At 61.4% G+C, this 15465-nt stretch carries 13 protein-coding genes; 7 read left to right on the forward strand and 6 right to left on the reverse strand.

Features of this window, described 5'->3' with window-relative positions:
* Positions 1-58: 58 nt before the first annotated feature.
* The 4 genes from pqqC to GBC55_RS04795 all read left to right on the forward strand — a co-directional run bounded on the left by pqqC (position 59) and on the right by GBC55_RS04795 (position 5080).
* Positions 59-811 (forward strand): pyrroloquinoline-quinone synthase PqqC, encoded by a 753-nt coding sequence (gene pqqC / locus GBC55_RS04780; protein WP_162440236.1) that lies wholly within the window; start codon positions 59-61, stop codon positions 809-811.
* A complete protein-coding gene (pqqE, locus tag GBC55_RS04785) occupies positions 808-1941 on the forward strand; it encodes a pyrroloquinoline quinone biosynthesis protein PqqE (RefSeq protein ID WP_162440237.1) in 1134 nt (377 codons plus the stop codon). Before pqqC ends, pqqE begins: the two co-directional genes overlap by 4 nt.
* Before the next feature lie 264 nt (positions 1942-2205).
* On the forward strand, positions 2206-3369 hold the full coding sequence (gene ercA / locus GBC55_RS04790) for an alcohol dehydrogenase-like regulatory protein ErcA (RefSeq protein WP_162440238.1): 1164 nt from the start codon (positions 2206-2208) through the stop codon (positions 3367-3369).
* Positions 3353-5080, forward strand: coding sequence for a NahK/ErcS family hybrid sensor histidine kinase/response regulator (locus tag GBC55_RS04795; RefSeq protein ID WP_162440239.1), 1728 nt, complete (start codon positions 3353-3355; stop codon positions 5078-5080). The genes ercA and GBC55_RS04795 overlap by 17 nt, the downstream gene beginning before the upstream one ends.
* Here GBC55_RS04795 and GBC55_RS04800 read toward each other — a convergent pair whose 3' ends face one another.
* Complete coding sequence (locus GBC55_RS04800) at positions 5081-5938, reverse strand: aldose 1-epimerase (RefSeq protein WP_162440240.1); 858 nt, start codon at positions 5936-5938, stop codon at positions 5081-5083. It lies immediately after the preceding gene.
* Positions 5939-6269: 331 nt separating this feature from the next.
* Here GBC55_RS04800 and GBC55_RS04805 point away from each other — a divergent pair, with 331 nt between their 5' ends.
* Positions 6270-7925: an MFS transporter gene (locus tag GBC55_RS04805; protein ID WP_162440241.1), complete on the forward strand. Its 1656-nt coding sequence runs from the start codon at positions 6270-6272 to the stop codon at positions 7923-7925.
* Positions 7922-9097 carry an HlyD family secretion protein gene (locus GBC55_RS04810; protein WP_162440242.1) on the forward strand — a complete coding sequence of 392 codons (1176 nt, stop codon included), beginning with the start codon at positions 7922-7924 and terminating at the stop codon, positions 9095-9097. The genes GBC55_RS04805 and GBC55_RS04810 overlap by 4 nt, the downstream gene beginning before the upstream one ends.
* Before the next feature lie 27 nt (positions 9098-9124).
* On the opposite strand, the gene copD is transcribed toward GBC55_RS04810, so the two are convergent.
* Both copD and copC read right to left on the reverse strand, forming a co-directional pair.
* Positions 9125-9985 (reverse strand): copper homeostasis membrane protein CopD, encoded by an 861-nt coding sequence (gene copD / locus GBC55_RS04815; RefSeq protein ID WP_162440243.1) that lies wholly within the window; start codon positions 9983-9985, stop codon positions 9125-9127.
* A 3-nt stretch (positions 9986-9988) separates the two neighbouring features.
* The gene (gene copC, locus GBC55_RS04820) at positions 9989-10354 is read right to left on the reverse strand and encodes a copper homeostasis periplasmic binding protein CopC (protein ID WP_162440244.1); all 366 of its coding nucleotides are present in this window, start codon (positions 10352-10354) and stop codon (positions 9989-9991) included.
* A gap of 140 nt (positions 10355-10494) precedes the next feature.
* On the opposite strand from copC, the gene GBC55_RS04825 reads away from it, so the two are divergent.
* The gene (locus tag GBC55_RS04825; protein ID WP_162440245.1) at positions 10495-11115 is read left to right on the forward strand and encodes a TetR/AcrR family transcriptional regulator; all 621 of its coding nucleotides are present in this window, start codon (positions 10495-10497) and stop codon (positions 11113-11115) included.
* A gap of 133 nt (positions 11116-11248) precedes the next feature.
* Here the strand turns inward: GBC55_RS04825 and preA are convergent, their stop codons facing one another.
* The 3 genes from preA to hydA all read right to left on the reverse strand — a co-directional run bounded on the left by preA (position 11249) and on the right by hydA (position 15440).
* Positions 11249-12523 carry an NAD-dependent dihydropyrimidine dehydrogenase subunit PreA gene (gene preA / locus GBC55_RS04830; RefSeq protein ID WP_162440246.1) on the reverse strand — a complete coding sequence of 425 codons (1275 nt, stop codon included), beginning with the start codon at positions 12521-12523 and terminating at the stop codon, positions 11249-11251.
* Positions 12524-13891: an NAD(P)-dependent oxidoreductase gene (locus GBC55_RS04835; RefSeq protein WP_162440247.1), complete on the reverse strand. Its 1368-nt coding sequence runs from the start codon at positions 13889-13891 to the stop codon at positions 12524-12526. It lies immediately after the preceding gene.
* A 109-nt stretch (positions 13892-14000) separates the two neighbouring features.
* The gene (hydA, locus tag GBC55_RS04840) at positions 14001-15440 is read right to left on the reverse strand and encodes a dihydropyrimidinase (RefSeq protein ID WP_162440248.1); all 1440 of its coding nucleotides are present in this window, start codon (positions 15438-15440) and stop codon (positions 14001-14003) included.
* Between the last annotated feature and the right edge of the window lie 25 nt (positions 15441-15465).

Raw genomic sequence — 15465 nt, forward strand, 5'->3', positions numbered from 1 at the left:
GTGAGCCTGCTCGCGATGAGGCCGGTCCAGACGCCGCTATGCCGATAAGGAGAACAAAATGACCACCCCGGCAATGACCCCCACCGAATTCGAACAGGCCCTGCGTGCCAAAGGCGCCTACTACCACATCCACCACCCCTTCCATCAAGCCATGTACGCCGGCCGCGCGACCCGCGAGCAGATCCAGGGCTGGGTCGCCAACCGCTTCTATTACCAGGTCAACATCCCCCTGAAGGACGCCGCGATCCTCGCCAATTGCCCCGACCGCGACGTGCGCCGTGAATGGCTGCAACGCATCCTCGACCATGACGGCGTTCCCGGCAGCGAGGGCGGCATCGAAGCCTGGTTGCGGCTGGGCGAGGCAGTAGGACTCGATCGCGAGCAGATACTCTCTCAGGAATTGGTGCTGCCGGGTGTGCGTTTCGCCGTTGACGCCTATGTCAACTTCGCCCGTCGTGCCTGTTGGCAGGAAGCGGCCAGCAGCTCCCTGACCGAGTTGTTCGCGCCGCAGATCCATCAGTCTCGGCTCGACGCCTGGCCGACCCATTACCCGTGGATCGATGTGGCCGGCTATGACTATTTTCGGACACGTCTGGGGCAGGCGCGGCGGGATGTCGAGCACGGATTGCGCATCACTCTGGCGCATTACGTGACCGCCGAAGGTCAGCAACGCATGCTGGAGATCCTGCAATTCAAGCTCGATGTGCTGTGGAGCATGCTCGACGCCATGAGCATGGCCTACGAGCTTGAGCGCCCGCCGTATCACACCGTGACAACGCAGCACGTCTGGCACCGGGGGATTGCCTTGTGAACGGGATCAGCGCGCAGCCCGGACCACCGCTGTGGCTGTTGGCCGAACTGACCTATCGCTGCCCGTTGCAATGCCCGTATTGCTCGAACCCGCTGGACTTCGCCCAACAGGGTGCCGAATTGACCACCGAAGAATGGATTCGCGTGTTCCGTGAAGCACGGGAAATGGGCGCCGCACAGTTGGGGTTCTCCGGCGGCGAACCACTGGTTCGCCAAGACCTGGCGGAGTTGATCAAAGCCGCGCGGGACATGGGCTACTACACCAACCTGATCACCTCGGGCATCGGCTTGACCGAGCAGAAAGTCCGCGATTTCAAGGTCGCCGGTCTCGACCACATCCAGATCAGCTTTCAGGCCGCGGACGAGACGGTCAATAACATGCTGGCCGGCTCGCGCAAGGCCTTCGCGCAGAAGATGGCCATGGCGCGGGCGGTGAAAGACCAGGGTTACCCGATGGTGCTGAATTTCGTCACCCATCGGCACAACATTGACCAGATCGCGCAGATCATCGAGCTGTGCCTGGAGCTGGGGGCGGATTTCGTTGAGTTGGCGACGTGTCAGTTCTACGGCTGGGCCGAGCTCAATCGCGTCGGCCTGCTGCCGACCCGCGAACAGTTGCAACGCGCCGAACGCATCACCAACGAGTACCGTGAGCGCCTTGAAGCCCAGGGTCACCCGTGCAAGCTGATCTTCGTCACCCCGGACTATTACGAAGAGCGCCCCAAGACCTGCATGAACGGCTGGGCCAACCTGTTTCTCGATATCACCCCGGACGGTACCGCGCTGCCATGCCACAGCGCCCGACAACTGCCGGTTGAATTTCCCAACGTGCGCGAGCACAGCATTGAATACATCTGGACGGAGTCTTTCGGCTTCAACCGCTTTCGCGGTGATGAGTGGATGAAGGAGCCGTGCCGTTCCTGTGATGAAAAACACAAGGACCTGGGCGGGTGCCGATGCCAGGCGTTCATGCTCACGGGCGATGCGGAAAATGCCGATCCGGTGTGCAGCAAGTCAGCGCATCACGGCGTCATCCTCAAGGCCCGGGATGAAGCGGACGCACCGGGGCAGGGCATGGAACACCTGACCTTGCGCAACGAAAAGGCGTCGCGGCTGATCTACCGCGGATAGGTTGCCCTACACCGAGTGAGCTTTTGTGGCGAGGGAGCTTGCTCCCGCTGGGCTGCGCAGCAGCCCTAAAAGACTGGGGTCGCTCCGCAACCCAGCGGGAGCAAGCTCCCTCGCCACAGGAAGAGCATCATCCGGCGGGTATCCCGGTATCACGAGGGATCTACCGTTGACAGTGATCAGCGCTACCCATTGGTCTGATTGCATTCACCGCCGGATGGGTTAGTGTGGCTTTACCTTTCAAAACAATAAAAAACAGGCTTTCCAATGAGCCAGAGTCTCAGCCAGCTGCGTAAATTCGTTTCCCCTGAAATCATCTTCGGTGCCGGTTGCCGGCATAACGTCGGTAACTACGCCAAGACCTTTGGTGCGCGCAAGGTCCTGGTGGTCAGCGATCCCGGGGTGATTGCCGCCGGGTGGGTCGCCGACGTCGAGGCCAGCCTGCAATCCCAAGGCATCGACTACTTTCTGTATAGCGACGTGTCGCCCAACCCCCGTGTCGAAGAAGTCATGCTCGGCGCCGAGCTGTACCGGGAAAACCACTGCGACGTGATCGTGGCGGTCGGAGGCGGCAGCCCGATGGATTGCGGCAAAGGCATCGGCATTGTCGTCGCTCACGGGCGCAGCATCCTCGAGTTCGAAGGCGTCGATACCATCCGCGTGCCAAGCCCACCGCTGATCCTGATCCCGACCACCGCCGGCACGTCGGCGGACGTCTCGCAATTCGTGATCATTTCCAACCAGCAAGAACGCATGAAGTTTTCGATCGTCAGCAAGGCCGTGGTGCCAGACGTGTCGCTGATCGACCCGGAAACCACCCTCAGCATGGACCCGTTCCTGTCGGCCTGTACCGGCATCGACGCCCTGGTGCATGCCATCGAAGCCTTCGTGTCCACCGGGCACGGGCCGTTGACCGATCCTCATGCGCTGGAGGCCATGCGCCTGATCAATGGCAATCTGGTGCAGATGATCGCCAACCCGACGGACATTGCCCTGCGCGAGAAAATCATGCTGGGCAGCATGCAGGCCGGGCTGGCGTTTTCCAACGCGATTCTGGGGGCCGTGCACGCCATGTCCCACAGCCTCGGCGGGTTTCTCGACTTGCCCCATGGCCTGTGCAACGCGGTGCTGGTAGAACACGTGGTGGCGTTCAACTACAGCTCGGCACCGGACCGCTTCAAAGTCATTGCCGAGACCTTTGGCATCGATTGCCGGGGCCTCAATCATCGGGAGATCTGCGGGCGCCTGGTCGACCACCTGATTGCCCTCAAACACGCCATCGGGTTCCATGAAACCCTGGGGTTGCACGGTGTCCGGACGGCGGACATTCCATTCCTGTCGCAACACGCGATGGACGATCCGTGCATCCTCACCAATCCGCGTGAATCCAGTCAGCGTGATGTCGAGGTCGTCTATGGCGAAGCCCTCTGACGAGCAACAACGGGCGCTGGCCGGGTTACTGGGTTTAGGCAGCCATTCGGCACGCAAGAGCCATTATCCGGAACTCGCGGCGCGCCTTGACGAGCTGGAAGCCGAGCGCAATCGCTACAAATGGTTGTTCGAAAATGCCGTGCACGGGATCTTCCAGGCCAGCCTGCTCGAAGGCATGCGCGCCGCCAATCCGGCACTGGCGCGAATGCTGGGTTATCAAGACCCGCAAGAGGTGTTGTTCTCCCTGGCGGACCTGGCCAGCAACCTGTTTGTCGGTGGCGCCCAGGAGCTCGAAAACATCGGCGAGCTGCTGAAAACCCAACGCAGCCTGCACGGCTATGAGACCCAGCTGCGGCGCAAGGACGGCACCAGCCTCGACGTGCTGATGAACCTGTTGCTCAAGCCCGATCAGGAAGGTCTGGTGGAAGGTTTTGTCGCCGACATCACCGAACGCAAACTGGCTCAGGAACGCCTGCAGCAGCTCAATGACGAACTGGAACAGCGGGTCACTGCGCGCACCGATGAACTACTTGAAGCCAACCGCAACCTGCAGCAGCAGATCACCCAGCGCAAACAGATCGCCGAAGCCTTGCGCGATGCCCGTGACGCTGCGGAGGCGGCCAATCACAGCAAGGACAAGTACCTTGCGGCCGCCAGCCATGACCTGCTGCAACCGCTCAACGCGGCACGTTTGCTGATCTCTACCCTGCGCGAGCGCAAGCTGCCCGACATCGAGCAGGTACTGGTTGAGCGCACGCACCAGGCGCTGGAAGGGGCAGAGGATTTGCTCACGGATCTGCTGGATATTTCCCGGCTTGACCAGGCCGCCGTGAAGCCGGACATCGCGCTGTATCGCCTCGACGAATTGCTCGGGCCGTTGGTGTCGGAGTTTCAATCGGTGGCCGAGGCGGCCGGTTTGAACTTGCGTGTGCACATGGGCGACTACGCGATCCGCACCGACTTGCGGCTGATGACGCGCATCCTGCGCAACTTCCTCAGCAACGCGTGCCGCTACACCGATCAGGGCTGCATTTTGCTCGCGGCACGTCGCCGGGGCGAGCAGTTGAGCCTGGAAGTGTGGGACACCGGGCGTGGGATTGCAGCCGATCGCCTCGACTCGATCTTCCTCGAATTCAATCAGCTGGACGTTGGCCGGGCGGCCGACCGCAAAGGGGTGGGCCTGGGGCTGGCGATCGTCGAACGCATCGCCAAGATTCTTGATTATCGGGTCCAGGTGCATTCATTGCCGGGCCGGGGCTCGCGGTTCGCCATCGAGGTGCCCATGTCCCGCGAGGTGCCGTTGCCCATCAGCCTGGCGGTGCCGCAACCGGGTACGGGCAATCCGCTGCCGGGTCGACGTTTGCTGGTGCTCGACAACGAAGTGAGCATCCTTGAAAGCATGAGCGCGTTGCTCGGGCAGTGGGGCTGTGAGGTGGTGACGGCCACGGACGAGGCTTCAGCGTTGAGCGCGTTGCAGGGACAGGCGCCGGAGTTGATTCTGGCGGACTATCACCTCGATCACGGGGTGGTGGGTTGCGAGGTGGTCAGGCATTTGCGCGAGCACTTCAGTCAAACCATCCCGGCCGTGATCATCACCGCCGACCGCACCGATCAGTGCCGGCGTTCGCTGCAGCGACTCAATGCGCCGCTGCTGAACAAACCGGTGAAACCCGGCAAGTTGCGTGCGGTGCTGAGCCAGTTGCTGGGGTGATCAGCATGCGCGGTATTGCAGGCTGAAACCGAGTTCGGTGGTTTGCCCGTGCTCCAGCAGGCGCAAGCCAGGTCGGCCCGGCAGGTGGTGTGCATCCACCGGATGGCTGACCGGTTCGATGCAGAAAAAATCCAGTACCGGTGGGCAGTAGAGCAGAAAAACATCGCTGCCAGTGGCCTGGCAGTGCAGCTCGTAACCGAGGTCGGGTTGCTGGATCAGGCAATGCCCGTCCCATTCGCAGAATCCGTTGTCGACCAGTCTGTCGGGCAACGCCTTGAGCGACTGGAATTCCCAGTCTGTCGGTACAGCGCTGAGCTGGGTGGGCAGTTTGCTCGCGTCGCACATCCACACGTGCCCGGCCTTTGCCTGTAGGCGCGTATCCGGGGTGCGTGGCAGGTAGGGATGCAAACCCAGGCCGTGCCAAGCGGCGCGTTCGGCCAGATGAGTGACGTGCAACTCGATGCTCAGTCGACCCTCGTTCAGATGAAAACGTTGCCAGGCGCGATAGGCGAAGGGTGTGGTGCTGTCGAGTTGCAGCACGGCGTCATTCCGCGACTGCGCCACCACCTGCCACGGCTGCTGCCAGGCACTGCCATGAATCGGCAGCGGGTCAGTGAGGCTGTTGGGCGTCAAAGTGAGCCAGCCATCGGGGCAGTCGAAACCGCCTGCTGATACTCGGTTTGACCAGGGTGCCAAAGGGAAGCAGGCGAGCTTGCCGGGCAATCCGGTGTTCAGCGCGTGGGTGTCGCTGTGTCGAAGCAGCGGCTGCCCGGTGCTGCGCACGGTCCAGTTGACGATGCTGCCGCCGATCTCGGGGGCGAGGGTGAGATGGGTAAGTTCGTCTTTGAGCTCGATCAATCTGGGTGCCTTGTCTTTTTGCCCTGAGAAATACGCTAAACCCTGTAGCAGCTTGCGTCGGCTCCGGCAGCCCCTGGATGCCGGTGGTTTTTTCACCGCACGATGAGGCAGCGCTCTTGTGGCGAGGGAGTTTACTCCCGCTCGGCTGCGAAGCGGGCGCAAAATGGAGAGGGTCGCTTCGCAACCCAGCGGGAGTAAACTCCCTCGCCACAGGTTCTGTGCAGGCGTTGATTACCTCTACAACCTGAGGGAGGGTTTGTGCGATGACCGTTGTGTGTGTTGAACAGGGATTTGCGGCAAACTGGCGACATATCTAGAACAAGGTCATTGAATGGATCACTACGCCCCGCGCGACTGGCAACCCCATGAACGGCCCAGCCTGCCCGGTTCCCCCTCGACGCCGCTGCACTCCACGCCGAAGCGGTTCGCCTTCGCGCTGGTGGGATTGCTGGTGGCGTTGACCGGCGGCCTGGGCAACTCGTTGGTGATCGCCAATCTGACTTACCTGCAAGGCGCGTTGGGGGCGACCACGGCCGAGATGGCCTGGCTGCCGGCAGCCTATGTCATGACCAACGTGTCGATGAACCTGCTGCTGGTGAAATTTCGCCAACAGTTCGGTCTGCGGGCGTTCACGGAAGTGTTTCTGGTGCTCTATGCGCTGGTCACTTTCGGCCACTTGTTCGTCAACGACCTGAATTCGGCGATCGCGGTGCGGGCGGCGCACGGGATGGTGGGGGCGGCGTTGAGTTCCCTGGGCCTGTATTACATGATCCAGGCGTTCCCGGCGAAGTGGCGAATGAAGGCGCTGGTCCTGGGGCTCGGGACCTCGCAACTGGCCTTGCCGCTGGCACGGCTGTTCTCCGAAGACCTGCTGCAGATCGCCGAGTGGCGCGGCCTCTATCTGTTTGAACTGGGCATGGCGCTGCTGTCCCTGGGTTGCGTGTTTCTCCTCAAGTTGCCACCGGGCGACCGCTTCAAGACCTTCGAAAAACTCGATTTCCTGACTTTCGCCATTCTTTCAAGCGGTGTGGCGTTGCTCTGCGCGGTGCTGTCGCTGGGGAGGATCGACTGGTGGCTGGAAGCGCCGTGGATTGGCGTGGCGTTGGCGGCGTCCATCGCATTGATCCTCGGGGGGCTGGCGATCGAACACAACCGCAGCAACCCGATGCTGATGACCCGTTGGCTCGGCAGTGGCGTGATGATTCGCCTGGCACTGGCGGTGGTCCTTATCCGCATGGTGACCTCGGAGCAATCCACCGGTGCTGTCGGGTTCATGCAGTTCCTCAACATGAGCAGCCAGCAGCTGCACAGTCTTTATGTGGTGATGATGATCGGCAGCATCGCCGGGCTGGTCACCAGCGCCCTGACGATCAACCCCAAGCACTTGTTCATGCCGCTGATCGTGTCGCTGGCGCTGATGGCCGTCGGTTCGGTGATCGACAGCCATTCGAATAACCTGACCCGCCCGGAAAACATGTATTTCAGCCAGTTCCTGCTAGCCTTTGGCGGGACCTTTTTCCTGGGCCCGACGATGGTGCTGGGGACGCGCAACGTCCTGACCAACCCGCGCAACCTGGTGAGCTTTTCCGTGCTGTTCGGTATCTGCCAGAACCTCGGCGGCCTGATTGGTGCGGCACTGCTGGGTACGTTTCAGATCGCTCGCGAGAAATTCCATTCCAGCAACATTGTCGAACACCTGACCATGACCGATCCGCGTGTGGCCGCACGGGTTCAGAGCGGCGGCAATGCCCTCGGTTCAGTGATCGCTGACCCGAGCCTGCGCAATCTGCAAGGCATACGCAGTCTGGCTACGGCCGCCGCACGCGAGGCCAATGTGCTCGCCTATAACGATGTGTTCATGCTGATCGCGGTGATTGCCGTGTTGACCATGATCTGGATTTCCCTTCGCGCCCTGTGGCTGATGAGCACCACCAAAAACGTCGCCCCAACGCCTCCCGTAGCCCCTAGCGGTGTTTCTTCTTCATGACCGAACCGACCACAACCACCACCAATGCCATCGCCGCGACGCCTGAAGGTGTTGAACCACCGTCCACGCCCGCCACAGAACCACGTTCATTGCGAGTGCGGGTGCTTTCGTCCATGGGCTTTGCGGCCATTGCCATCGTGGGTGTACTGATCGTGTTGTACGCCTGGCAACTGCCGCCGTTCAGCAGCGCGGTCGAAACCACTGAGAACGCCTTGGTGCGTGGTCAGGTGACGATCATCGGCCCGCAGCTCAGCGGCTATGTGTATGAAGTGCCGGTGTCGGACTTTCAGTTTGTGAAAGCCGGGGATCTGCTGGTGCGGCTCGACGACCGGATCTACCAGCAGCGTCTCGATCAATCGCTGGCGCAGTTGGCGGTACAGAAAGCGGCCCTGGCCAACGTGGTACAGCAACGCAACAGCGCCGAGGCGACCATCAAGCTGCGTCAGGCCGCCGTCGCTGACAGCCAGGCTCAGGCGCGTAAAAGTGAAGCGGATCTGCGCCGAAACAACGAGCTGGTGCGTGACGGTTCTGTGTCCAAGCGCGAGTTGGACGTCACCTTGGCGGCGAACGCGCAGTCCATTGCGGCAGTGGCTCAAGCCCAGGCCAATCTGGAAATTGCGCGCCAGGATTTGCAGTCGGTGATCGTCAATCGTGGCTCGCTGGAAGCGGCGGTCGCCAGTGCGGACGCCGCGGTGCAACTGGCGCGCATCGACCTGTCCAACACCCGGATCATTGCGCCGCGCGACGGTCAGCTCGGGCAGATCGGCGTGCGCCTCGGCGCCTATGTGAGCTCCGGCGCGCAGCTGATGGCGCTGGTGCCGCATCAGTTGTGGGTGATCGCCAACATGAAGGAAACCCAGATGAACAACGTGAGGGTCGGCCAGCCGGTAACGTTTACCGTGGATGCCCTCAATCACCGACTATTTCATGGGCAGGTGCAGCGCATATCACCGGGGACCGGGTCGGAGTTCGCGTTGTTGCAGGCGGACAACGCCACCGGCAACTTCGTCAAGATCGCCCAGCGCGTGCCGGTGCGGATTACGGTGAATGACGGGCAGGAAGGCAGCGAGCGTCTGCGGCCGGGGATGTCGGTGGTGGTGAGTATCGATACAGCGGCGGAGGGAGATAACGATAAATCCCCTCGCCACAGAGTAGGCGTACCACTTGAGTGAACTGCATGGCCCGCAGGATAGAGGTATTCAGGCCGCAACCATCGGCGGCATGGTGCCCAGCAGCGACACTGCCGCCACGGCGCCAATTCCCAGCAGCCACTCCATGATCACGCTGCTTTTAAGCGCCCCCATGCGCTGTTCGCAATCCTTGATCCGCAGTCGGTTGAACAACGCCAGCCCCAGCATCACCAGGACCAGCACGACCTTGATCAACAGGATCAAGGCAAAACCGGACCACAACGGCGTCGGCCAGAATTGCCCGGTGAGTACCCGGACATTGATCAGTCCGGTGATGACTAATCCCGCGACCAACGCGTAACCCACGCCACTGAATCGCTGCAGAATGACGCTGACTGTATGACCCGTGGGTTGCCGCAGGATCATCACCAGCAACATCAATCCGCCGAGCCAGATGCCGACGCAGGTCAGGTGGACAATCTGGTTGAGGATCAACAACTGTCCGCTCAGGCCGTCGAGCATCGCGCCATGACCAACCGGCGCCAGAGTCGCCAGCAACAGACTGGCCAGGATCAGCCGAATAGGCAGGTTAGCGCCCAAGGGTGTCAGCAACAGCGACATCAACACCCCGTTGATCAGCAGGTGCCAGCCCCAGACCTGGCCGAAGAACGTGTTGGTCAGCACTAATTGCAAAGTCGCCGGGTCGAACGCCGCTTCCCAGTCGCCGGCCATGCTGGCGGTGATCAACAGCAACCAGCACACGCCGCTGACCAGCGCCACCGCCGTCAGCCAACGGCATACGCTTGCCAAACGTCGGTCCAGCGCCAGCGATTCATGGTTTAACAGCAGAGGCCTGAATACCCAGGCCCCGAACAGCATCAGCACCACGGTGAAATGCAGGAAACGACACAGCACCATCGCGCTCGTCATGAATTACTGACCCACCTTGAAGCTGTAGGCGCCTTCGCTTTTGTGGGTGTCGACGGACACGGCGTGCCATTGGACTTTATAGGCTCCGGCGGTCAACGGCGCGGCTGGCGTCACGATCAGGGTTTTTTTATCGCTGCCTTCGGTGGTCAGGCTTTTCACCGGCACGTCAGTCCCGTCTTTGCTGAGGGTGACCTTGGTGAAGGTGGCTTCGACACCTTCGGAAAACACCAGGCGCAACTCGGCAGGCGCGCTCACGGTGCTGTCGGCAGCGGGCGTCTGGCTTTTCAGGTGGGCGTGGGCAAACACCGACGAGGCGGCGAACAGGCTGCCGAGGAGGGCAGCGGTGGTCAGGGCTTTCTTGAGCAGCATCGTGGAATACCTCTTGGGCAGGTTCGAAGAGGCCGTCAGTTTACCTTCCGCAGACGGCCTGTACGAAGTTTCGTTTTCCCTTGTCGCCGCGAGGTAGAGCGGATGCTAGTCTTGACCAACGCTGTCGTCAGGGAGCCCTCATGGGCAATCACAAGATCGAGATTCGTCGCAGTAACGTCGAAAAGATTCTGCTGGGGGCCGAAAAGGTCTTCGCCGAAAAAGGCTTCGGCAGCACCGCCATGGCCGACATCGCCGCCGAAGTGCAACTGCCGCGCTCGAACCTGCATTACTACTTCAGCACCAAGAACGAACTCTACAGCGCCGTGCTGTTCGATTTGCTGGAAGTCTGGAAGCAGGACGCCCTGTGCTTTGAAATGTTCGACGATCCGCGCGTGGTGCTGAGCAGCTACATCCGCGCCAAAATGAACCACTCCCGCAGCCGTCCCTACGGCTCCAAAGTCTGGGCCAACGAGATCATCCACGGCGCCCCGACCCTGGGCGAGGCACTGGACGTGAGCCTCTACGATTGGGCCAAGATGAAAGAAGCCAAGATCCGCCAATGGGTCGAAGACAAACGCATCCTGCCGGTGGAACCCTCAAGCCTGCTGTACATGATCTGGGCCTCGACCCAGCACTACGCCGACTTTGATCATCAGGTGAATATCCTCAATGATCATCAGCCGTTGTCGGACATGCAGTTTGAAAGAGCGGTGCAGACGGTGACGAGTGTGATTTTGCGGGGGATTGGGTTGGAGCCGTAACTGTTCGAGGTGGGTGTCGGCTGGAAAAGATCGCAGCCTCGTTTCACTCGACAGCTCCTACAGGCTTGCGTGATCCCCTGTAGGAGCTGTCGAGTGAAACGAGGCTGCGATCTCTTGATCTTTAATTCACCGATCAAACAGCAACGTGATACGGGTTCCTCGGGTCATGATTCCAGTCCAGAAACGGCTTGCCGCTGTCCATCGGCACCATCTCGATGCAGTCCTGCACCGGGCAGGTGATCTGGCACAGGTTGCAGCCTACGCACTCGTCGTCGATCACTTCATATTTATGCGTTCCGTCCGCCTGCTTGATGCTGGCCACCGCCTGGTGCGAGGTGTCTTCGCAGGCAATGTGGCAACGACCGCAGCCGATGCAGGCCTCCTGATCGATCTTGGCGATCACCTGATAGTTGATATCCAGGTACTTCCAGTCCGTGGTGTTGGCCACCGCACGTCCTGAAAAATCCGCCACGCTGGCGTAGCCCTGGCTGTCCATCCAGCGGGACAGTCCGTCTTTCATTTCCTCGACAATCCTGAAACCGTGCAGCATCGCCGCCGTGCACACCTGAACCGATCCGCTGCCCAGAGCGATGAACTCTGCGGCGTCGCGCCACGTGCCAATGCCGCCGATGCCGGAGATCGGCAGGCCCCGGGTCTGCGGATCCCGCGCGATCTCGGCGACCATGTTCAGCGCAATGGGCTTGACCGCTGAACCGCAGTAACCGCCGTGGGTGCTTTGGCTGCCGACGACAGGGTTGGCGACCATGCGCTCCAGGTTGACGCTGGTGATCGAGTTGATGGTGTTGATCAACGACACCGCATCGGCACCGCCTCGATGGGCCGCGCGGGCGGCGACGCGGATGTCGGTGATGTTTGGCGTGAGCTTGACGATGACCGGGAGCGAGCAATAGGTCTTGCACCAACGGGTGACCTGTTCGACATACTCCGGGACCTGTCCGACCGCTGCGCCCATGCCGCGTTCGGGCATGCCATGGGGGCAACCGAAGTTCAGTTCGATGCCGTCGGCACCGGTGGCTTCCACCAGCGGCAGGATGAATTTCCACGACTCTTCGACGCAGGGCACCATCAGCGAAACGATCAGCGCGCGGTCCGGCCAGTCCTTTTTGACCTGGGTGATTTCCCGCAGGTTGATTTCCAGTGAGCGGTCGGTAATCAGCTCGATGTTGTTGAACCCCATCACTTCACGGTTGGCGCCGAAGTGCGCCGAGTAGCGCGAAGACACGTTGACCGCCGCCGGGTCTTCACCCAGGGTTTTCCAGACCACGCCACCCCAGCCGGCCTCGAAGGCGCGGACCACGTTGTAGGCCTTGTCGGTGGGCGGCGCGGAGGCGAGCCAGAATGGGTTAGGGGATTTGATACCGGCGAAGTTGATCGATAGATCGGCCATTTACGCAGCCTCCACATTGAGCACGAGTTGGGCGTGAATGGCCTCGGCGGCCAGTTTGCCGTGTTGCACGGCCTGCACGGTGAGGTCCTGATCGAGGCTGGTGCAGTCGCCACCGGCGTACACGCCGGGGATACTGGTGCGCAGCTGTGCATCGACCTCGATCCGATCGCCCTGGCGCTTGAGTTCGCGGGCCAGCGGGTCGCTGAGAGCTGTGCCGTCGAAGGCCTGCCCGATGGCTTTGAAGATGGCGTCGGCGGCCAGTTCGAAGGTTTCACCGGTGGTTTGCAGACGGCCATCCACCAGCCGGGTACGGGCGAAACGCATGCCGCGGACATTGCCGTTGGCGTCGAGCAATACTTCCTCAGGTTGGGCCCAGGTCAGCAAACGCACCTGATTGGCTTTGGCGATGTCCTGTTCGTGGCCGGTGGCGCCCATTTCTTCCACGCCACGGCGGTACACCAGATTGACGTCACGAGCACCGAGGCGGGCCATTTGCACCGCCATGTCGATGGCGGTGTTGCCGGCACCGAGGACAATGCAGCGATCCGCCAGCGGCAGTTGGGTCAGGTCGTCGGCCTGGCGCAGTTCGCGGATGTAATCCGTGGCGGCGACTAAACCGGGGGCGTCTTCGTGGTTGAGGCCCAGTTGCTTGCTGGCGTTGAGACCCAGGCCGAGAAACACCGCGTCGAATTGCTGGTGCAGTTCGCTGAGGGTCAGGTTCTCGCCGAGCTTCTGCCCGTGGCGGATCTCAATGCCGCCGATTTGCAGGAGGAAGTCCAGTTCCTTCTGTGCGTAATCGTCCACCAGTTTGTATTTGGCAATTCCGTATTCATTGAGGCCTCCGGCCTTTTCGCGCGCCTCGAAAATCACCACATCATGGCCGTGCATGGCGCTGCGGTGAGCGCAGGAAAGCCCTGCCGGACCGGCGCCCACCACGGCAATGCGTTTGCCCGTGGCGGCGGCGCGTGCGAACGGGTGCTCAGTGAAGTGCGCGTTGTCCACGGCGTAGCGCTGCAGCAGGCCGATCAGCACCGGCGCGCATTCATGGTCGTTGTTGCGCACACAGGCTTGCTGGCAAAGGATTTCCGTGGGGCAAACGCGAGCGCAACTGCCACCGAGGATGTTCGCCGAGAGGATTTTGTGCGCGGCGCCCTGAACGTTTTCCGCGTGAATATTGCGGATGAACGAGGGGATGTCGATCTCGCTCGGGCAGGCATTCACGCACGGGGCGTCGTAGCAATACAGGCAGCGCGACGCTTCGAGGTGCGCCTGGCGGTCGTTGAGCGGCGGCGCAAGGTCGGTGAAGTGGCCGGCGAGGGCGGCCGCATTTTCATAGGGATGCGGGAGATGGTCGAGGGTCTTGATCACGGTTTTTGCCTCACGGTTATTGAGGTGCTGCCTCTGATGGGCAGTGTCTGGATCACCTGCATTTCAAATGTGGGAGCGGGCTTGCCCGCGATGGCCGAAGGCCTGGATTTCAGCGTTTCACCGCAGTGGGCTTGTTCTGCTCAGCCCGCTTGCTCAACAAATCAAACACCGCCGGATACGCCGGCCGTTCGACGTATCGCCCGGCACCTCGCTCGGCCCGCAGGTCACCGTCCGCCCAGACAACCTTGCCCTGGCTCACGGTATGGCTCGGCACCCCGCGCACGGTCTTGCCTTCGAAGATGTTGAAGTCGACCTGCTGGTGATGCGTCGCTGCCGAAATGGTCCGCGTGCCCTGCGGGTCCCACAACACCAGATCGGCATCGGCGCCAACGCGGATCGCGCCTTTGCGCGGATACAGATTGAAAATCTTGGCGGTGTTGGTAGAGGTCAGGGCCACGAACTGTTGCATCGAAAAGCGCCCGGTATTGACCCCTTCATCCCAGAGCACGGCCATGCGATCTTCGATGCCGGCGGTGCCGTTGGGGATCTTGCTGAAGTCGTCACGGCCAGCGGCTTTTTGCTCGGCGCAGAAGCAGCAATGGTCGGTGGCGGTGGTGTGCAGGTTGCCCGATTGCAGGCCATGCCACAGTGCTTCTTGATGGCCGCGAGGACGGAACGGTGGGCTCATGACGTAACCGGCGGCAGTCTGCCAGTCCGGGTGTTGATAGACGCTGTCGTCCAGCAGCAGATGCCCGGCCAACACTTCGCCATAGACTGGCTGCCCCTTGCTGCGGGCATAGGTGATTTCGTCGAGGGCTTCCTTGGTCGAGACATGCACCAGGTACAGCGGCGTGCCCAGGGTTTCGGCGATGCGGATCGCCCGGCTGGCCGCTTCACCTTCCACTTGCGAAGGTCGCGACAGCGGATGCGCTTCCGGCCCGGTCATGCCCTGGGCCATCAACTTGCGTTGCAGGTGATACACCAGCTCGCCGTTCTCGGCGTGCACGGTGGGCACCGCACCGAGCTCAAGGCAACGTTCGAAACTCGCGACCAGCGTGTCGTCGGCCGCCATGATCGCGTTTTTGTACGCCATGAAATGCTTGAAGCTGTTGACGCCGTGATGGCTGACCAGCTCGGCCATTTCTTCGCGGACCTGCTCGCTCCACCAGGTAATGGCGACGTGGAAACCGTAATCCGATGCCGACTTTTCCGCCCAGCCGCGCCACTGATGAAAGGCTTCCATCAAGGGCTGCTGCGGGTTGGGAATCACGAAGTCGATGATCGACGTGGTGCCACCTGCAAGTCCCGCTGCGGTGCCGCTGAAAAAATCTTCACTGGCCACGGTGCCCATGAAGGGCAGTTGCATATGGGTGTGTGGGTCGATGCCGCCCGGCATCAGGTATTGACCACTGCCGTCGAGCACTTGCGCACCCGCCGGAACATCAAGGTTTTCACCGATGGCTTTAATCACGCCGTCGGCGCAATAGACGTCGGCGCGATAACTTTCATCATGGGTAACAACGGTGGCGCCACGGATCAACAGAGACATTCCGAGTTCCTCGCAGGCAATGACC

The sequence above is a fragment of the Pseudomonas sp. TNT3 genome, from assembly GCF_010095445.2.
Taxonomy (GTDB): domain Bacteria; phylum Pseudomonadota; class Gammaproteobacteria; order Pseudomonadales; family Pseudomonadaceae; genus Aquipseudomonas.